At 71.4% G+C, this 19,724-nt stretch carries 16 protein-coding genes and 1 tRNA gene; 14 read left to right on the top strand and 3 right to left on the bottom strand.

Annotated features, from left to right (window positions below; all coding sequences use genetic code 11):
* Positions 1-224: 224 nt before the first annotated feature.
* From IE134_RS19525 to IE134_RS19465, 13 genes are all read left to right on the top strand, one after another.
* A complete protein-coding gene (locus tag IE134_RS19525) occupies positions 225-1,331 on the top strand; it encodes a chromosomal replication initiator protein DnaA (RefSeq protein ID WP_126931485.1) in 1,107 nt (368 codons plus the stop codon).
* Positions 1,332-1,476: 145 nt separating this feature from the next.
* Positions 1,477-2,247, top strand: coding sequence for a GntR family transcriptional regulator (locus tag IE134_RS19520; RefSeq protein ID WP_098894279.1), 771 nt, complete (start codon positions 1,477-1,479; stop codon positions 2,245-2,247).
* A gap of 140 nt (positions 2,248-2,387) precedes the next feature.
* The gene (locus tag IE134_RS19515) at positions 2,388-3,512 is read left to right on the top strand and encodes a TIGR03364 family FAD-dependent oxidoreductase (protein ID WP_098894290.1); all 1,125 of its coding nucleotides are present in this window, start codon (positions 2,388-2,390) and stop codon (positions 3,510-3,512) included.
* Between the two features lie 5 nt (positions 3,513-3,517).
* Positions 3,518-4,276, top strand: coding sequence for a phosphonatase-like hydrolase (locus IE134_RS19510; RefSeq protein ID WP_189431202.1), 759 nt, complete (start codon positions 3,518-3,520; stop codon positions 4,274-4,276).
* On the top strand, positions 4,273-5,361 hold the full coding sequence (locus IE134_RS19505; RefSeq protein WP_098016799.1) for an ABC transporter ATP-binding protein: 1,089 nt from the start codon (positions 4,273-4,275) through the stop codon (positions 5,359-5,361). Before IE134_RS19510 ends, IE134_RS19505 begins: the two co-directional genes overlap by 4 nt.
* Positions 5,358-6,272 carry a 2-aminoethylphosphonate ABC transporter permease subunit gene (locus tag IE134_RS19500; RefSeq protein WP_189431201.1) on the top strand — a complete coding sequence of 305 codons (915 nt, stop codon included), beginning with the start codon at positions 5,358-5,360 and terminating at the stop codon, positions 6,270-6,272. The genes IE134_RS19505 and IE134_RS19500 overlap by 4 nt, the downstream gene beginning before the upstream one ends.
* Positions 6,259-7,056 carry an ABC transporter permease gene (locus IE134_RS19495; protein ID WP_030708625.1) on the top strand — a complete coding sequence of 266 codons (798 nt, stop codon included), beginning with the start codon at positions 6,259-6,261 and terminating at the stop codon, positions 7,054-7,056. Before IE134_RS19500 ends, IE134_RS19495 begins: the two co-directional genes overlap by 14 nt.
* Positions 7,057-7,085: 29 nt before the next feature.
* The gene (locus IE134_RS19490; protein WP_030708623.1) at positions 7,086-8,153 is read left to right on the top strand and encodes a 2-aminoethylphosphonate ABC transporter substrate-binding protein; all 1,068 of its coding nucleotides are present in this window, start codon (positions 7,086-7,088) and stop codon (positions 8,151-8,153) included.
* Positions 8,154-8,288: 135 nt separating this feature from the next.
* Entirely contained in the window at positions 8,289-9,830 is a 1,542-nt protein-coding gene (locus IE134_RS19485; protein WP_189431198.1) for an alkaline phosphatase family protein, read from the top strand.
* A 74-nt stretch (positions 9,831-9,904) separates the two neighbouring features.
* Complete coding sequence (locus IE134_RS19480; RefSeq protein WP_010062781.1) at positions 9,905-10,729, top strand: HAD-IIA family hydrolase; 825 nt, start codon at positions 9,905-9,907, stop codon at positions 10,727-10,729.
* 164 nt (positions 10,730-10,893) lie between these two features.
* A complete protein-coding gene (locus IE134_RS19475; protein ID WP_030708617.1) occupies positions 10,894-11,460 on the top strand; it encodes a hypothetical protein in 567 nt (188 codons plus the stop codon).
* Between the two features lies 1 nt (position 11,461).
* On the top strand, positions 11,462-12,175 hold the full coding sequence (locus IE134_RS19470) for a class F sortase (protein WP_030708611.1): 714 nt from the start codon (positions 11,462-11,464) through the stop codon (positions 12,173-12,175).
* A gap of 347 nt (positions 12,176-12,522) precedes the next feature.
* Positions 12,523-13,569, top strand: a complete 1,047-nt coding sequence (locus IE134_RS19465) for a glycoside hydrolase family 6 protein (protein ID WP_189431196.1) — start codon at positions 12,523-12,525, stop codon at positions 13,567-13,569.
* A 69-nt stretch (positions 13,570-13,638) separates the two neighbouring features.
* Here the strand turns inward: IE134_RS19465 and glxA are convergent, their stop codons facing one another.
* From glxA to IE134_RS19450, 3 genes are all read right to left on the bottom strand, one after another.
* Positions 13,639-15,576, bottom strand: a complete 1,938-nt coding sequence (glxA, locus tag IE134_RS19460) for a radical copper oxidase GlxA (RefSeq protein ID WP_098016796.1) — start codon at positions 15,574-15,576, stop codon at positions 13,639-13,641.
* Positions 15,573-17,492, bottom strand: coding sequence for a glycosyltransferase family 2 protein (locus IE134_RS19455; protein WP_030708605.1), 1,920 nt, complete (start codon positions 17,490-17,492; stop codon positions 15,573-15,575). The genes glxA and IE134_RS19455 overlap by 4 nt, the downstream gene beginning before the upstream one ends.
* Before the next feature lie 464 nt (positions 17,493-17,956).
* A tRNA-Lys gene (locus IE134_RS19450) sits at positions 17,957-18,030 on the bottom strand.
* A gap of 192 nt (positions 18,031-18,222) precedes the next feature.
* Here IE134_RS19450 and IE134_RS19445 point away from each other — a divergent pair.
* Positions 18,223-19,521 carry a peptidoglycan-binding protein gene (locus tag IE134_RS19445; protein WP_030708603.1) on the top strand — a complete coding sequence of 433 codons (1,299 nt, stop codon included), beginning with the start codon at positions 18,223-18,225 and terminating at the stop codon, positions 19,519-19,521.
* Positions 19,522-19,724 lie beyond the last annotated feature (203 nt).

The raw sequence follows: 19,724 nt of genomic DNA, 5'->3' as shown, positions 1-19,724 counted from the left end.
TCCTGGGCCTGTCCGTTGCTGGGCGGGCTTCGTTGGCCCGGGAGCCCGAGGGGCCCGCGGCCGGCGAGCCCGAGAGGGAGTGCGGTCGGGTGATCCTATTAATCAAGTCGGCATGTCGACTCTCTGAGTCCGCGCGCGCGTGATTCCGTCGGAGGCCATCACCGGTGCCCCGCCCGCCCCTCCAGGGAGCCCCGGTCGTCCCGCGAGCAGCGAAGGGTGACCCCATGCCCCCCACCTCCGGCGCACGGCCACGTGACGGCCGTACGCTCGCCGCCCTCGGGCTGGCCGCCGGGATCGCGGTGCCCGCCACGCTCCTGGGCGGACCACAGGCGACCGCCCTGCCCGCCCCGGCGGTCTCCGCCGCCTTAGCCGCAGCCGCAGACGGACGCGCCTCAGGCACAGCCGTACGCGCCGCGAACGCGGACGACGAACAGCCCGTGTGCGGTGACCCGAAGGCCAAGGACTTCCCCATCGAGACCCGGATCCAGGACGCCCCGGACCGGTACGCCTCCGGCGGCGGATACGGCACCTGGTTCCTCGACCTCACCAACACCACCGACACCTCCTGCCAGGCCCTGCACCCGGTCCTCGTGCTCGCCGACCGCGACCGGAGGCTGACTTCTGACCAGATCCAGCTGGAGTTCTCCGAACCCGGCAGCCCCGAGAAGGAGCACCGGGTCACCTGGGAGAGCACCGACCGCGACGAGCAGATCGGCGTCTTCGGCGACCCGTTCCCCGGGGTCACCGTCCCCGCCGGGGAGACCGTCTCCGTACGCGTCCGGATGGCCTTCACCTCCGACACCGCCCCCGGGCCGGTCACCGCCCACGCGGCCGTCGTCCAGCGCCACCACCGGGACAAGGGCAAGGGCGGCGGACGCGAGGACGGCGAGTGGGTGGGGGAGTCGGAGGACTACCCGTTCGTGATCGTCGACGGGGCCACGGGCGGCATCCGCGAGCCGGACGGCCCCCGGACCGAGCGACCCGATCCGGAGCGCACCGACCCCGGCACCCGCACCGAGCGGCCAGGCGATCCCGACGGCCCACGTAAGGACTCACGTACCGACCCGGGCACGGGCCGGGACCCGTCCCCGGACGGCACCTCCAGCCCTCACCCGTCGACCCGCCCGGACCCGGGGGAGGGGGACGGGGACGACCCCAGCGAGGAGAGCCCCGGGCTGCCGGCCCGCGACGGACTCGGCCGCCCGCTCCCCGAACTCGCCCGCACCGGACCGGCGTCGACGGCCTGGACCGGGGCCGCCGCCGGGGCGCTCCTGCTGTCCGGGGCCGCCCTGCTGCGGTACGCCCGCCGGGCCCGCCGCACGGGGGACTGAGCCGCAGGGCCGGCGGAGCGGGCGCCGGCCCGGTTCGGGAGCGATCGGGCCCGAATCCCCGCCCGCCGGTGCCCGGACCCGCGTACCGCGAGCCCGAATCCGTCCTCCCGTCGAGGCGTTCACGTACGTCTGCCACCATCGGGCGGTGGACTACCCGAACGACCAGGCCCCTGGCGCACCGATCCGCTCCGGCATCCCCGAGCACGGCCGTATCCCGAAGTACTACGCCGTCAAGGCCCGCATCGCGGTCCTGCTGGACGAGTTGGGCGAGGGCGGACTCCTGCCCACCGAGCGGGAACTCGCCCAGTCGCACGAAGTCTCGCGCGAGACCGTCCGCCAGGCCCTGCGCGAACTCCTCCTGGAGGGGCGGCTGCGCCGGCAGGGGCGCGGCACCGTCGTCGCCGGGCCCAAGCTGGAGCAGCCGCTCTCGCTGGCCAGCTACACCGAGGGCGTCCGCCGCCAGGGGCTGAGGCCCGGGCGCAACCTCATCGGCCTGGACCGCTTCCCCTGCCCCGAGGCGCTCGCCGCCGAGGTCGGCGTCGAGCGGGGCGAGCCGGTCTGGCACCTGGAGCGGGTGCTGCTCGCCGACGACGAACGCGTCGGCCTGGAGAGCACGTACGTCGGCGTCGCCCGCGTCCCCGGCCTGGACACGGAGTTCGACCCGGACTCCTCCTTCTACGCCTACCTCCGCGACGCCCTCGGGATCGCCTTCGGCGACGCCGACGAGCGGATCGAGACCGTACTCGCGACCCCCCGCGAGGCCCTCCTCATCGGGACCCCGCCCGCCCTGCCGATGCTCCTCATCCACCGCCTCTCCCGCGACACCGACGGCCGGCCGCTGGAGCGCGTGCGGACGCTGTTCCGGGGGGACCGGTTCTCCTTCTCCGCGCATCTGCGGGGGGAGGGGCAGGGCTGAGGGGGCCGGATCACCGCCCGCCGCGCACCCTTCTCTGATCACGAAAACATAACGGGTCTGGTCCAAACTTGCGGGGTCGTTCACCGTCCCGTCGACGACCGGACGCGTCCGGGACACCCGCCCCCAGGAGCGTGGCCGACGTGAGAGTCATCGTCGTAGGAGCCGGCGTGGTGGGAACCATGCACGCCTGGCACGCAGTCAGCCGCGGCCACGAGGTCGTACAGATCGAGCGCGAGAGCGAGGCGCGCGGGGCATCGCTCCGCAATTTCGGACAGATATGGATCAGCGGGCGGGCCGGTGGCGAGGAGCTGGAAACCGCCCTGCGCGCCCGTGAGTTGTGGGAAGGCATCGGTGAGCGGGTGCCCGGGCTCGGCTTCCGGGCCTGTGGCTCGCTCACCCCGCTGCGGACCGCACGCGAGGTCGCCGTCGCCGAGGCGGCCGTCGCCCGGCCCGACGCGGCGGCACGCGGCTACAAGCTGCTCACCGCCGACGAGGCCCGGGCGGTCAACCCGGCCCTGCGCGGCGCGTTCACCGCCGCCCTGTGGTGCGAGCGGGACGCGGCCGTCGAGCCCCGCACCGCCCAACTCGCCCTGAAGCAGGAGCTGCTGGCCTCCGGACGGTACACCTACCTCGGCGGCCGCGAGGTCCGCGAGGTCGTCGGGACCGCATCGGTGCGCGACGACCACGGCGACGTCCACACCGGCGACGCCGTCATCCTCGCCACCGGCGCCTGGCTCGGCGGGCTCGTCCGCGAACTCGCCGGGCCCGAGCTGCCCGTACGCCGCGTCCGCCTCCAGATGATGCAGACCGACCCCCTCGGTGAGCCCCTCACCACCTCCGTCGCCGACGCCGACAGCTTCCGCTACTACCCCGCCTACCGGGGCGAGGCGCTCGACGCCCTCAACGCCGGACAGGCCCAGGACCCCGTCGCCGCCGAGCACCGCATGCAGCTCCTCATGGTCCAGCGCCGCGACGGCGGGCTGACCATCGGCGACACCCACGAGTACGAGCACCCCTTCGCCTTCGACACCGTCGAGGAGCCGTACGAGCACCTCACCCGGGTCGTCGAGGCCTTCCTCGGCCGCCCGCTGCCGCGTATCCGCCACCGCTGGGCGGGCGTCTACGCCCAGTGCACCGACACCGCACGCGTCGTCCACCGGCAGCAGGTGCGCGACGGGGTCTGGCTCGTCACCGGACCCGGCGGGCGCGGCATGACGTGCTCGCCCGCCATCGCCGAAACGACCGCCGACCAACTGGGCTGGTGAACCACATGACTTCCCCGACCGACAACACCGACATCTCGCGCGACCCCTACAACCTCGTCGTCCTCGACATGGCCGGCACCACCGTCGCCGACGGCGGCCTCGTCGAGCAGGCCTTCTCCACCGCCGCCCAACGCCTCGGCGTACGACCCGGATCGGACGAGCACGCCCGTCAACTCGCCTACGTACGAGCCACCATGGGCGAGTCCAAGATCTCCGTCTTCCGGTACCTCTTCGGTGTCGAGGAGCGCGCGCAGTGCGCCAACACCGCCTTCGAGGAGGCGTACGGGGAACTCGTCGACGGCGGCCGCATCGCCCCGCTCCCCGGCGCCCGCGCCGCCGTCGAACGCCTCGCCGCCGAAGGCCGTACCGTCGTCCTGACCACCGGCTTCGCCCGCACCACCCAGGACGCCATCCTCGCCGCCCTCGGCTGGCAGGACCTCGTCCCGCTCACCCTCTGCCCCGCCGACGCGGGCGGCCGGGGCCGGCCCTTCCCGGACATGGTGCTGGCCGCCTTCCTCCGCACCGGGGCCGTGGCCGACGTCCGCCGGGCCGTGGTGGCGGGCGACACCTCGTACGACATGCTCAGCGGCGTACGCTCCGGCGCCGGGATCGTCGCCGGGGTCCTCACCGGCGCCCACGACAAGGACCAGTTGGCCCGGCACGGCGCGACCCACGTCCTCGGGTCCGTCGCCGAACTGCCCGACCTCATCGCGCGGGCCGAGGCGGACGAACGACCCGACCCCGTCGCGCGGGCCGAAGCGTGAACGCCCCCGCCCCCAGCGGCATCCGCTTCGACGGCGTCACCGTCGCCTACGGCGGGACCGTCGTCCTCGACCGGCTCGACCTCACCGTCGAACCCGGCGAGGTGATGGCCCTCCTCGGGCCCTCCGGCTCCGGCAAGACCACCGCCCTGCGCGCCGTCGCCGGGTTCGTCCGGCCCGCCGCCGGGCGGGTGTTCCTCGGCGGCCGGGACGTCACCGCCCTGCCCCCGCACCGGCGCGGCATCGGCATGGTCGTCCAGCAGTACGCCCTCTTCCCGCACCTCAAGGTCAAGGACAACGTGGCCTTCGGGCTCAAGGCCCACCGCACCCCGAAGGCCGAGATCCCCGGCCGTGTCACCGAGGCCCTCGAACTCGTCGGCATGGCCGCGTACGCCGACCGGCACCCCCGCGAACTCTCCGGCGGCCAGCAGCAGCGCGTCGCCATCGCCCGCGCCCTCGCCATCCGGCCCGGCGTCCTGCTCCTGGACGAACCGCTCTCTGCCCTCGACGCCCGCCTCCGCTCCGGGATGCTCGCCGAACTAGCCCGGCTGCACCGCGAGTTGCCGGACGTCTCCATCCTGTACGTCACCCACGACCAGGTCGAGGCGCTGACCCTCGCCGACCGGATCGCCGTCATGGACCGCTCCCGGCTCCAGGACTGCGGCACCCCCGAGGAGCTCTACCGCCGACCCCGTACGGAGTTCACCGCCTCGTTCGTCGGCAACGCCAACCTGCTCCCGGTCACCGTGAGCGGGGAAGGGGCCGTCCGGCTCGGCGACCGCTCCCTCCGTGTGCCCGTGGAAGCCGCCGCACCCGGCGCCACCGCCACCCTCTGCGTCCGGCCGCATCTGGTCGGCCTCGGCGACGGGCCCAACGCGCTGACCGGCAGCGTCACCGAGGTCCAGTGGCGCGGCTCCACCCACCGCGTCCACGCCGACGTCGACGGCCACCGCGTCATGGCCGACCTCCGCGAACTGCGCGAACCCCCGGCCATCGGCGACCCCGTCACCCTGCACTTCGCCACCGAGGACGCGGTACTGCTCCCTGCGGGAGCGGGGGCCGGCGACTCGGCGGGGGTCGGCCCATGACCCCCTCCGCCACCACCACCGTCCCCCGCACCCCGGGCGAACGTGCCCCCGCAGCAACCGCACCCGGTCCCGGCCCCGCCCGGTCCCGTACCGTCCCCGCCTGGGTCTGGGCGCTGCCGCCCGTCGCCGTCCTCGCCCTCGCGTTCCTCTACCCGCTGGCCCTCGTCCTCCAGCAGTCCGTCACCCCGGACGACGGGGGCGGCGTCTCGCTCGACCCGTACGCCGACGTCTTCGCCTCCGAGGTCTTCCGCGACGCGCTCACCACCACCGTGTGGCTCGCCGTCGGATCGACCGTGGGCTGCCTGGTCCTCGGCTTCGTCCTCGCGCTGGTCATCGCGTTCGTCCCGTTCCCCGGCGGGAAGGCGGTCGCCCGGTTCGTCGACGTCTTCCTCTCCTTCCCGTCCTTCCTCATCACGCTCGCCCTGCTGTTCATCTACGGCTCGGTCGGCATGGCCAACGGGCTCTGGACCGACGTCACCGGGGCGGCCGACGGGCCCTTTCACTTCCTGACCACCCCCTGGGGTGTCCTGCTCGCCGAGATCACCTACTTCACCCCGTTCGTGATGCGCCCGCTGCTCGCCGCGTTCTCCCAACTCGACACCGGACAGCTGGAGGTGGCCTCCTCGCTCGGCGCCGGGCCCGTCCGGATCATCCGGCAGGTGATCCTGCCCGAGGCGCTCCCGGCACTCGCGGCAGGCGGCAGCCTCGTGCTCGTGATGTGCCTCAACGAGTTCGGGATCGTCCTGTTCACCGGGGCCAAGGACGTCACCACGCTGCCGATGCTCGTCTACAGCAAGGCGATCCTGGAGTCGGACTACCCGGCCGCCTGCGTCGTCGCCGTCGTCAACATCGCGATCTCCGTGGGCCTTTACAGCCTCTACCGGGTGGTGAGCCGCCGTGCTGGTGCATAGCCGGGCCGGGAAGTGGGCCACCTGGGCCGTCTTCCTGCTCCTCTTCGTCCCGCTGTTCGCGGTGCCGCTGCTCGTCATCCTCGCCGCGTCCCTCGCCACGAACTGGTCCGGGGCCTTCCCCTCCGGGCCCACCGTCGAGCGCTACGCCGCCGCGACGAGCGGCGACTCGCTCCAGGCGCTGACCACCAGCCTGGTCACCGCTCTCGCCGCGAGCGTGCTGGCCCTCACCCTCGGCGGCTGGGCCGCGCTCGCCGCCGCCTCTCTCCGCACCCGCGGAAAGCGGCTCCTGGACGCCCTGTTCATCCTGCCGGTCGCCGTGCCCTCGGTGGTCGTCGGACTCGCGGTGCTGGTGGCCTACAGCCAGCCGCCCGTGCTGCTCAACGGGACGCGGTGGATCGTGATCCTCGCCCACACCGTGCTCGTCACCGCCTTCGCCTACCAGTCGGTCGCCGCCGCCGTACGCCGTCTGGACCCGATGTACGAACAGGCCGCCGCCGGTCTCGGCGCGAGCCCCGCACGGGTTCTGTGGCGGGTGAAGCTGCCGCTGCTGCTGCCCTCGCTCACCTCGGCCGTCGGGCTCTGCTTCGCCCTGTCCATGGGGGAGTTGAGCGCCACGATGATGCTCTACCCGCCGGACTGGACCCCGCTGCCGGTGCAGATCTTCGCCGCCACCGACCGGGGCTCGCTCTTCACCGGCGCCGCCCTCGCCGTGGTCCTGATGGCGTCGACGCTCCTCGTCCTGGCCGCCGTCTCCCGCATCCGGACCCGCGCCTCCTACCGCTGATCCCCACCCTGACCTTCCGGAGAAATCCCATGCGTAACCCTGTCCGCATCCCCGCCCGCACCCTCGCCCTCCCCCTGGCCGGCCTCACCGCCCTCACCCTCACCGCCTGCGGCGGCTCCTCCGCCGCGTCCGACGCCAAGTCCGTCACCGTCTACAGTGCCGACGGCCTCAAGGGCGAGAACGGCGACGGCTGGTACGACAAGGTCTTCAAGGACTTCGAGAAGCAGACCGGCATCGAGGTGAAGTACGTCGAGGGCGGCTCCGGCGAGATGGTGCAGCGCGCCGCCCGCGAGAAGTCCAACACCCAGGCCGACGTGCTCGTCACCCTCCCGCCCTTCATCCAGCAGGCCGACAAGAAGGGGCTGTTGACCGCGTACGAGCCCAAGGGTGCCGACCAGGTCGACGGCGCCGACCGGGCGCCCGACGGCAAGTGGACCTCCGTCGTGAACAACTACTTCGGCTTCATCCACAACAAGAAGGAGCTGAAGACCCCGCCCCGCACCTGGGAGGACCTGCTCGACCCCGCGTACAAGGAGAAGGTCCAGTACTCCACCCCCGGCGTCGCGGGCGACGGCACCGCCGTCCTCATCAAGGCCATGCACGACTTCGGCGGAAAGGAGCCGGCCATGGCCTACCTGAAGAAGCTCCAGACCAACAACGTCGGCCCGTCCGCCTCCACCGGCAAGCTCGCCCCCAAGGTCGACAAGGGTGAACTCCTCGTCGCCAACGGGGACGTCCAGATGAACTTCGCCCAGTCCAAGGACATGCCCAACCTCTCCATCTGGTTCCCGGCCAAGGGCGACGGAAGGCCCACCAGCTTCGCCCTGCCGTACGCGGCCGGGCTCGTCGCGAAGGCCCCGCACAGCGAGAACGGCAAGAAGCTGCTCGACTTCATGCTCTCCGAGCAGGCCCAGCGCGACGTCAGCGCGGTCGGCGGGGGCTTCGCCGCCCGCAAGGACGTCAAGGCCACCGACGCCAACGCCGTCGAACTGGCCGGGCTGATGGAAGGCGTGGAGATCTTCGAGCCCGACTGGGCGGACATCGGCGCCAACCTGGACACGTACATCGACGCCTGGAAGTCGGCCACCGGAAGCTGACCGGCCACCTCTCGGCCACGGATTCCTGCGAACGTCTGGACCCGGCCCAAAATATCTCGTAAGAGTAACGGGTCTGGTCCAGAAGGCAGTTCACGTCCCGTCCCCGCTCGGCCCGCCCTCTCCCTGGAGGATCACGTGTCCCGGTCCCTGTCCCGACGCTCCGTACTCGCCACCGCCGCCGCCGCGGCCACGGCAGCCGCCGTCGCCCCGCTCGCCACCGCCACCACCGCCCATGCCGCGCCCACGCTCCCGAACGGCACCAGCAAGGACAAGGTGCTCATCGTCGGCATGGACGGTCTGCGCCACGACGTCATCGCCGCCGCGAACGCCCCGCACCTCACGTCGATGATGGCGAACGGGACGTACGGCACCTCGCTGCTGTACGCCAACCCGATGGCCGCCACTTCGTCGGGTCCCGGCTGGTCGACGATCTCCACCGGCGTCTGGCCCGACAAGCACGGCGTGAAGGAGAACTCCTTCGCCGGGAAGAACTACGCCAAGTACCCCGGCTTCCTCGCCCGCCTCGCCCAGGTCCGCCCCCAGCTCTCCACCTACGCCGCCGTCGACTGGAAGCCCCTGGACGCCCAGGGCACCGTCACCCCGGGCGCCGACGCCAAGCTCGTCCTCGACGGCGACCGCGACGGCTACACCGGCCACGACGCCACCATCGCCGCCGAGACCGAGTCGATCCTCCGGAACCAGAACCCGGACGTGCTCTTCGTCTACTTCGGCCAGACCGACATCGCCGGACACAACTCCGGAGCCGCCAGCGCCGCCTACCGCCAGGCCATCGAGGTCCAGGACGGCTACCTCGGCCGCCTCCTCGCCGCGATCAGGGCCCGGCCCTCCTACGCCACCGAACGCTGGACCGTCATCGTCACCACCGACCACGGCCACACCGACTCCGGCGGCCACGGCGGCAGCGCGATCGAGGAACGGCGCACCTTCGTCCTCGCCCAGGGCCCGGGCATCGCCGCCGGCGCCCGCCCCGCCGACACCCGGCTCGTGGACGTCGCCGCCACCGTGTTCCACCAGCTCGGCATCGTCCCCGACCCGGCCTGGGGCCTCGACGGCAAGCCGATCCAGGAACGCTCCACCGACCCCTTCGAGACCCTCCACCCCGCCCTGTCCGCCCGCGTCGACGAGACCGGCATCCCGGCGGGCGTCCTCGGCTGGACGCACACCGCACCCAGCGGCTGGTCCGTCGTGAACTCCGCGATGGGCACCGGAGGCGTCACCGAGTGGCGCGGCTGGACCTTCGCCACCGACGAGTTCTGGAGCCGCAGCCAGCGCGACCAGTCCCGCGAGCTGAACGTCCGCTCGCGCGGCGTCTTCGCGGTCGCCGACTCCGACGAGTGGGACGACAAGGCGTCCTCCGGACCGTACGACTCCACGCTCGTCACCCCGGCGTACGCCGTCGCGGGCAAGTCCACCGTGACGCTCGGCCTCACCACCCTCTACCGGCAGGAGGGCAGCCAGAGCGCCCGCATCCTCGCCTCCTGGAACGGCGGCACGCCCGTCGAGGTGAAGCGCTACACCGCCGACGTGATCTCGCAGCCCCAGAGCCTGACCCTGAACGTCCCGTCCGGGGCCGCCAACGTCAGCTTCCGGTTCCACTACACCGGCAGCAACAACTGGTACTGGGTGATCGACGGGGTCAAGATCACCACCGGCTAATTATGCTGGGGGTGCCGGGACGGCGTGGTCCGGGCACCCCCAGCACGCAGTGCGTACGGCAGGAGTCCCGACACATGGCAGAGCGCAAGCCCATCACTTCCTGGCTCACCGACATGGACGGCGTCCTCATCCACGAGGGCATCCCGATCCCCGGCGCCGATGCCTTCATCAAGCGGCTGCGGGATTCCGGGCTGCCCTTCCTCGTCCTCACCAACAACTCCATCTACACCGCGCGCGACCTGCACGCCCGGCTCCAGCGCATGGGCCTGGACGTGCCCGTGGAGAACATCTGGACCTCCGCGCTCGCCACCGCCCAGTTCCTGGACGACCAGCGCCCCGGCGGCACGGCGTACGTCATCGGCGAGGCCGGCCTCACCACCGCCCTGCACGACATCGGGTACGTCCTCACCGACCACGACCCGGACTACGTGGTGCTCGGCGAGACCCGTACGTACAGCTTCGAGGCGCTCACCAAGGCGATCCGGCTGATCAACGCGGGCGCCCGGTTCATCTGCACCAACCCCGACGAGACCGGCCCGTCCGCCGAGGGCCCGCTGCCCGCCACCGGCTCCGTCGCCGCCCTCATCACCAAGGCCACCGGCAAGGACCCGTACTTCGCGGGCAAGCCCAACCCCCTGATGATGCGGACCGGGCTGAACGCCATCGGCGCGCACTCCGAGACCAGCGCCATGATCGGCGACCGGATGGACACCGACGTCCTGGCGGGCCTGGAAGCGGGCATGCAGACCTTCCTGGTGCTCACCGGGCTCACCACCGTCGCCGACATCGACCGCTACCCCTTCGGCCCGTCCCACGTCGTCGAGTCCATCGCCGACCTGGTCAGCCTCGTCGAGCTGCCGGACCAGGCCGACCAGCCCACCGCGGGAAACCGCGACTGAGCTGCGCCGACCTGACCTGCCCTGACCTGCTCTGACCTGTCCTGACCTGTCCTCCGCGGACCGCATCCGCGGCCGTTCGGGCGCCGCCCTCGGCGTCGCCCGAATGGAGGACTGCGGATGCGGTCCGCCACCGCAGCCGTGAACCTTCCCGTAGGAGGTTCACGATGCGTTCCATTCCCCTCACGTTCTGTGCAGCGGCGGCGGCCGCGCTCATAGCCGTGCCCGCCCCCGTCGCGCTGGCGTCCCCGGCCGCCCCGGCCGGGGACGACGACCGGCGCACCGGCACCGTCTCGATCACCCCGTCCACGATCGCCCCGGGCGGGCAGGTGGAGCTGTGGGTCGACGTCTGCGGCAAGGGCCGCCGCGCCAAGGGCAACTCCGACGCCTTCACCTCGGTCGCCCACTTCCGCCCGGCCGACGACAAGGGCCTCTTCGCGGAGGCCCGGATCCGGTCCGACGCCGAACCCCGCTCCTACGACGTCTGGGTGACGTGCGAGGACAGCGACGGCAAGGCCACCGGCACCCTCACCGTCATCCACCACAACCGGCCCTCGCCCGCCGCACCCGTCAAGGCGGGCGGCGGAGGCACCGCCACCCTCGCCGAACGGTCCGCCGAGGACCAGGGCCCCGGCACCCGGCACGCGGTGATCGGCCTGGTGCTCGCCGCCGTCGCGGCCGTCGCCGTCGCCCTGCGCACCTCGCGCCGGCGCCGCGAAGCGGCCGGCAGCTGACATGGGAGCCCCGGACCGCCCGGCAGGCAACGGGCGACTGCTCACCGGAGTGACCTGGGCCGTGCTGCTGCTCGGCCTGTGGCTCTGGGGCAAGGAGGCCGGCGGCGGGTTCGGCGGACTGTCGGGCCCCACCACCGGCGACGTGGCCGCGGTCGGCCGCCCCTTCGGGGCCTCGCTGCCCCCGGCCCACGACCCGCTCGACGGGGCGGCCCCCGAGCGCGTCGAGGTCCCCTCCGTCGGGATCGAGGCCCCCGTCATCACACGCGGCCTCGACGGCGACGGGGCCATCGACCCGCCCCCGTACGGGATGCCGAAGACCGCCGGCTGGTACGGCGACGGCACTCAGCCCGGGGCGAAGGGCACGGCCCTGTTCGTCGGCCATGTCGATACCGACACCAAGCCCGCCGTCTTCTACGGGCTCAGCGCGGTGAAACCGGGCGCCCGCATCGAGGTCACCCGGACCGACGGCAGCGTCGCGGAGTTCACCGTGGACGACGTCGAGCTCGTCACCCGCGAACGCTTCGACGCGCAGAAGGCGTACGGGCCCCGCGAGGACGGCCGGGCCGAACTGCGGCTGATCACCTGCGGCGGGACGTACGACCACAAGACCCGCTCCTACACGGCGAACGTGGTCGTTTCCGCCTACCTCACCGGCGCGCAGGGCGCGGCGGCCGGGGACGGCGGGGAGCGCGCCCAGGCGGTGGCCCAGGGCTGACCGCCGCATCACAGGGAACACACACGCTCAACCCGGCCCGGCAGGCCGCCTCTCACGGGGCGCGCCCGCCGGGCCGGTCCTCGACCGCGTGCGCCCGGCCGCGGGAGTCGCCCGGCGCGGTACGGGAGGTCGGTGCGGTGGGAAAGCTCCGGTCCTCGCCACTGTAGGGGGACCGGCCGGGCGGATGACCGGCTTTCGAACAGGATGTCCGGAACCGGTGCCCGGGTGTGCGCGTTGTACGAGGAGAAGCGTGGACGCCCGGCCGCTGTGCCAGGATGGATCGGACCGGCAGCACATCGGTGCAACCAGTGATGAACAGTGCAGGCAGTGCACCCAAGGGGGAGTGGATGTACGGCAGTTACACCGGCCGGTCCCGGACGCGCAGGCGCATGACGGGCCTGCGGACGACCGGTACGGCGGCGGCGCTCGGGGCGGCCCTGCTGCTGGCGGGCTGCTCCGGCCACGGGGACGGCGGCGACAAGAAGAGCGCGCCGACCGTCGAACAGCAGCCCAAGGACAAGGACCCGTACTGGGTCAACCCCGACGGCAACGCCGCCCGCCAGGTCGCCGCGTACACCGAGGACGGCGACGACGAGAAGGCGGCGCTGATCCGGAAGATCGCGCAGCAGCCGGTCGGCGAGTGGGTCACCCCGGACAACCCGGAGTCCCAGGTGCGGGGCATCACCGAGGCCGCCGCTGCTGCCGACCGGGATGCCCTCCTCGTCCTGTACAACGTCCCCCACCGCGACTGCGGCCAGTTCTCCAAGGGCGGCGCCGCCGACGGCAACGCCTACCGCGCCTGGCTGGACGGCGTCGCCCAGGGCATCGGGGACCGCAGCGCCACGGTGATCCTGGAGCCGGACGCCCTGCTCCACCTGGTCGACGGCTGCACGCCCCAGGAGTTCCACGAGGAGCGCTACGACCTGCTCAAGGGCGCCATCGAGCGGCTGAAGCAGCAGCCCGCCACCAAGGTCTACCTGGACGCGGGCAACGCCGGCTGGCAGTCGCCCGACGCCCTGTACCAGCCGCTCCAGCGGGCCGGGATCGCCGAGGCCGACGGCTTCTCGCTCAACGTCTCCAACTTCCAGACGACGGCCGTCTCCACGGAGTTCGGCAAGAAGCTGTCGGAGAAGATCGGCAACAAGCCCTTCGTCATCGACACCAGCCGCAACGGCAACGGCCCCTACACGGGCGGCGACCCCGCCGAGAGCTGGTGCAACCCCCCGGGCCGCGCCCTGGGCGAGGCCCCGACGACGCAGACCGGCGACGAGCTGGTCGACGCCTATCTGTGGATCAAGCGCCCCGGCGAGTCCGACGGCGACTGCAAGGGCGGCCCGAAGGCCGGCGACTGGTGGCCGGAGTACGCCCTGGGTCTGGCCGGCACCACGAAGTAGCGGAGACGACCGAAGGCCGCGCACCGGAGACCCGATCTCCCGGTGTGCGGCCTTCGCCGTGTGTAAGCCCTACTCCGGCACCTCCACCCACATGCCCTCGGACGGGGTGCCCTCCTCGTCGGTGACGAACAGCATGTACCAGCCGGCCGGGACCAGCGCCGGGTTGTCCGGCACCGTGACGGTGATCCCGTCCTTCGACTTCTCCATCTCCAGCGCGATGGTGCGCTGGTCGGTGTCGGTGACATGGGTGACCGCCGAGGGCCGCATCAGCTTCGCCGAGGTGATCTTGGAGGCGTGCTGGGTGGTGAACAGGCCGGTCCCGCCGCGCTCGATCTTCTTCGGCCCGGCCGTCAGCTCCGGCCGGGAGTCCCGGTAGAGGTAGGGCGGGGTGTAGATCTCGATGCGCTGCTCGAAGACGCCGGGCCGGGTGTTGGCCTGGTCGGAGAAGAGCGAGTCCGAGCCGAAGATCATGACCCGGCCGTCCGGCAGCAGCACCGAACCCGAGTGGTAGTTCCGGCCGACCGCCGGGTCCGCGACCTTCTTGTACGTGTCGCTCTTCGCGTCGTACAGCCGGGCCTGGAGCACGTCCGAGCCGCCGCGCCCCCGGTAGTCGCTGGAGCCTCCGGTGACCAGCAGCGAGTCGTCGGGCAGCAGGGAGGCGCTGGGGTAGCGGGTGCCCTCGGAGAGGGACGCGCCGTCCGTGAACTTCGGGTTCTTCTGCTGGAGGTCGACCAGCCGGGACTTCTCGCTGGACTTTTCCGACTCGCCGACGCCGCCGCCGCCGATCACCATGAACTTCTCGTCCTGGGCCGGAGGCAGCCGCACGGTGGCCGAGGTCTCCATCTGGTCCGGGTCGCTGAGCCCGGGGATCTTCTTGAACCTGTTCGTCGACAGGTCCCAGACGCCCGGGTCGCGGCCCACGTCCGCCGGACCGTATCCGGCGTTGGAGCCGGAGTAGAACAGCTTGCCGTCGTTCAGCAGGAAGACCGCCGGATAGGTGGGGAACTTCCGGACGATGCCGGTGTACTCCCACTCCTTGGTCGCCGGGTCGTAGATCTCGTCCTTACCGGGGACGATCTGGCCGATCTCGTCCAGACCCGACAGGGCGAGGACCTTGCCGTCCTCCAGCGTCGTCAGGGTCGGGTACCAGCGGGCCTCGTTCATCGGGTCGACGGGTATGTACTTCTCCGCGACCGGGTCGAACTCGAAGGCCTCCTTGATCCCCTGGAAGTCCTTCTTGTCCAGGGCCAGCTTCTGCGCGATGCCGTAGACGTTGCGGGTGTCCGAGCCGGAGAGGCCCGCCACCCGGTAGTTGTCCTCGGTGCCGCTCTCGTACTTCTTGCCGGTCTTCTGCGCCTCGACGTAGATCCGGCCGAGGCCGGGGTCGTTGCGCAGGAACGCGCCGGTCTGCTTGTCGAAGACCTTGGTGGCCTTCTCGACCAGCACCGGGTCCTTGGAGACGTACGTCTTGCCGTTCTTCTTCCCGGTGAACCGGGTGCCCGCGGGCAGGGTGATCGGCTTGTCCGGGTTCTCGTTGTGGACGATCATCAGGCCGCCGGCCTTGGTGACGTCGCCCTGGAGCTTCTCGTACCGCTTGGTGCCGCCGGCTATGAGGAGCTTGCCGTCGGGCAGTTGGGTGTGCCCGGCGCAGAACATGTCCTTGGGGGTGGGGATGTCCTTGAAGACGTTCGTCTTCGGGTCCCACAGCACCGAGCGGAAGCTCTTCGCGTCGAAGTTCTTCTGGTTGTTCCCGGAGCCCGCGACGAGCAGCACCTTGCCGGTGTGCAGCAGCGCCGCATGGATCGTGTTGATCCGGTGCTCGGAGGGGACGTCCAGGAAGTCCCAGTGGCCGTTGGCCGCCTTGTACTCTGGCTGGTTGATCTTGTACTCGTGGTAGCGCTCGGTGCTGAAACGGTACAGCCACGGCCCGTTCGCCCCCGCGAGCGCGAGAACCACCGCCGTACTGATCGCCAGGCGGCGGGTACGGCGGCTCGGACGGTACTTCATTTCTTACGTCCCCCAAGGGCGATCTGGGCGATCTGCATGGTCTGGTCGTTGCCCGGCGCACCGGGCAGGGGCCTCGGCTCGGGGGCCGGCTCGCCGCTGCGGTGCGAGCCTCCGCCCGACCGGCGTTTCTTCTTCTCGGCGCGGATCGTGTACCGCCAGCCGATGATCGGCGCGGCGGTGATCAGCAGCGCCAGCGTGGCCCAGGTGACCATCGCGGGGTGGCTGTGACCGAGGAAGAAGGAGGAGATCATCGAGGCGCCGAAGACGACGATGAAGAACAGGTGGATGCGGAAGGTGCCGAAGAGGGTGTCCGGGCTGGACGAGTCGCCCTTGGGGGTCACCACGAACGAGCTCTTGCGGCGCAGCACCGCGTCCATCAGCGAGCGGGCGTAGATCGGCGCGGAGAGCGCGGACATCACCATGCCGGCCAGACCGCCGGAGCCCTCGGGCTCGTGCGGCGAGACGTTGTGGCGGCGGTTCCAGATGTACAGGCCGATCTGGAGCGCGGAGGCGTTGCCGTACAGCATCATCCAGATCGTCGGGTCGATCTGGACACCGGAGGCGCCCATGCCGAGGAAGAGCGCGCAACTGAGCGCCGCGAGGATCCAGTTCAGCGCCGACATCGGATAGAAGATGATCATCATCGTGTAGTTGAAGAGCTTGCCGGGCGGCATGGTCCCGAAGCCCTTCCAGAACTGCCCGATGATCGTCTCGTACGTCCCCCTGGACCAGCGCAGCTGCTGGGTGAAGAAGTCCGTCCACGCGGTCGGGCCCTCGCCGACGGCCAGCACGTCCGGGGTGTAGACCGAGCGCCACTTCTTGCCCGTGGCCGGGTTGCGGTGGCGGTGGATCTCGAAGCCGGTGGCCATGTCCTCGGTGATCGAGTCGTACAGGCCGCCGATCTGCTTCAGCGCCGAGATGCGGACCGCGTTGCTGGTGCCGACGAACATGGGGGCGCCGTAGCGGTTGCCCGCGCGCTGGATGAGCGCGTGGAAGAGGAACTGCTGCGACTCGGCGGCCTTGGTGACGAAGGTGTCGTAGTTGCCGTAGACCTGCGGACCGATGACGAAGCCGACGTCCGGGTCGCGGAAGTAGCCGAGCATCCGCTCCAGGTAGTTCGCCATCGGGATGTGGTCGGTGTCGACCGAGGCGAAGAAGTCGTAGTCGCCGCCGTGCGCGTCCAGCCAGGCGTTGTAGTTGCCGTGCTTGGTCTTGGCGCGGTGCGGGCCCTTGGCCTGGTTCCAGTGGGCGACGCCCTTGCGGGAGAAGTGGTGCACGCCGAGCCGGGCGCAGACCTCCTTGACCGCCGGATCGTCGCCCTCGTCCAGCAGCCAGACGTGCATCAGACCGCGGTGGCGGATCTTGACGGCCGCTTCCAGCGTCTTCGTCACCATCTCCAGCGGTTCCTTGCCGGGAACGAAGGAGGTGAGGAAGGCGACCCGGGTGCCGGACTCCGGGATCACCGGGACCGGGTCGCGGGCGACCAGGGTGGCATGCGCGTTGGAGAGGACGTTCATCGTGCGGAACAGCTCGATCAGACCGATCGAGACGAGCATGATCACGTCGAGAACGAGCAGAAGGTCGTTGTCGAGGTTCGGATCGCGGTCGGTCCAGTGGCTCGGCTGCATCAGCCAGGCGAAGAGACCGAGCGAGACGAGGGGAGCCGCGCCGAGCAGGAGCGCCGCGCGCACGCGGTGCGGCTCCTGCGATATGAGCGAGCGGTACTGGACCTTGTACGGCTTGCCCGCGGGGGGCTGCGTCAGCGGTCCGGCGAGCCGGCTGTAGTGCTCGTAGTCGTAGCGGGGCAGCTCTTTCTTGGCACGCCGCCGCGCCGCGCCTGCCCTCGGCAGTATCCGGAGCTGCGTCGTCCGGGAAGCGTCGTTCTCCTGCCGGTCGCCTGGCGGCGTCGACGTCATGGGTCATCCCCCCGCACGCATGGTGGTGCGTGACTGGTCGGTCTCTTTCTCGTCGTGCGCGGTCGGCTCCGTTCTTCACCGGGTGCGCACACAGGGTGGCAAGCCACCGTCCCCACAGACACGGATGGGCGGCCTTCCGGTTGCATGAGTTGCGCCTCGGTGTCCGCCCTGAGCGGGACCCCCACCCCGCGGCACGGACAACCGGAACGTCACGCTCTGCTGTGCCAACTGTATGGATCAGCAGCCCTCTTGGGGCCGACGGCCCCCAGACAGATTGTCCGACACCGAAGGCGATCGCAAGGGTGAAACGGACTGTTTGCCGGTCATACGCACGATTTGAACCCAGGTTGTGGAGAGGGTGTGACGAAGCGCGGATGTGCGCTCGCGCCCCCGGGTGTCACCGGATACCGGACGGGGAATGATCAAAGCCCCCTCACGGAACGTGAGGGGGCTTTGACTGTGCGTGCGCCGTCAGGGACTCGAACCCCGGACCCGCTGATTAAGAGTCAGCTGCTCTAACCAACTGAGCTAACGGCGCCTGCTGACCTGGAGAACTCTACCCGACGCGCCGGGGTGCTCCGAACCATTTACCGGCCGCCACGCCCCGTCAGATAGTCGTTTTTTTCCTTTGTTCCGTCAAAATGCGATATGTCAGGAGAGTTAAGACGCCGACGTCCGTTGCGGCTGCGCCCAAAGATCTTGACGAATGACGAGTGCGGAGGGGAATCGCATGTCTGTTCCGGTCTTCGAGGAGTACGAACCCGCCATCGACTGCGGATGCGCGGGGTGCGCGGTGCGGCGGCGCTCCGCCGCGCGGGCCCTGCCGGTGCGGCGCGGCGGGCATCCCGCCGCGCACGGCGCACGGCGCGCTCTGGTGCTGGCCACGGCCGCCGGGGTGGTCCTCTCCTGCGGGGCCGCGGGCGCGGCGGCCGCCGCGGGCCACGCCCCCGGGGTCCCGCGCGCCGACGACGGAGCGGACCCGGAGCCGTCCGCCGCCCACCCGCAGGGCGAGAAGGGACCGCTGCGCGGCACCGGCGCCTCGGGCCCGCCGTCGGTCGGAGCGGCGGCGCCCAAGACGACCCGGGCCGCGATCATCGACCGGGCGCAGCGGTGGGTGAACGCGAAGGTCCCGTACAGCATGGAGAAGTACTGGTCCGACGGGTACCGCCAGGACTGCTCCGGCTATGTGTCGATGGCCTGGAACCTCGGCACCAACGAGTGGACCGGCAGCCTCGCCGCGTACGGCACCCGGATCGCCCGCGCCGACCTCCAGCCCGGCGACATCCTCCTCTTCCACAACCCGGCCGACCCGGCCAAGGGCTCGCACGTCACGATCTTCGGCGGCTGGGCGAACTCCGCGCGCACCCAGTACGTCGCCTACGAGCAGGCGCGCCCGCGGACCCGGAAGCAGTCGACGCCCCTGGCGTACTGGAACAACTCCGACCGTTACGTCGCCTACCGCTACAAGGGGGTCACCGGCGGATCGCCCGGCGCCGGGTCCTCCACCGCCTTCCCCGGGGCCAAGCAGTTCGGCCCCGGCGCCAACAACACGTACGTCACCCAGCTCGGCCAGATGCTGGTGCAGCGGGGCGGCAAGCGGTTCTACGCGGTCGGCCCCGGGCCCGTGTGGGGAACGGCGGACCGGCGTGCGACCCAGGCGTTCCAGCAGGCCCAGGGCTGGAAGGGCAAGGAGGCCGACGGCCTGCCCGGCCCGCACACCTGGCGCCTGCTGACCTCCGGCGGCGGCCGCGACATTCCGGCCGCCGGCACGGGCGGCAGCCCGAATACGGCGGTCGCGTTCCCCGGGCGCGGCTATTTCAAGCCGGGTCAGTCCAACAGCCATGTCGACCGGCTCGGCAAACAGTTGGTGAAGAAGGGATACGGCAAGCACTACGCGTCGGGCCCCAGCCCGCTCTGGACCGAGGCCGACCGCCGCAACGTCGAGGCGTTCCAGCGGGCCCAGGGCTGGCGCGGCGGTGCGGCCGACGGCTATCCGGGGCCGGAGACCTGGCGCCGGCTCTTCGCGTGACGGACGCACACGACGTGACGGAACGGAAAGGAACAGGGAACCGGTGACCACCGACAACGACCAGACCCCCCACACCCCGGACAACCTGGACGACCAGCTCCCCCCGTCCCTCTTCGCCCCACCGGGCAGGGGAACGCCACCGCCGCTGTTCGGCCCGGTGCCGCCACGGCGGGATGCCGAGCCCGGGGGTGGCGGGGGCAGCA

It is taken from the genome of Streptomyces rubiginosohelvolus, from assembly GCF_014649875.1.
Taxonomy (GTDB): domain Bacteria; phylum Actinomycetota; class Actinomycetes; order Streptomycetales; family Streptomycetaceae; genus Streptomyces; species Streptomyces rubiginosohelvolus.
Note: the sequence above shows the minus strand (reverse complement) of the source record. Positions and strands in the feature narration are given on the sequence as shown.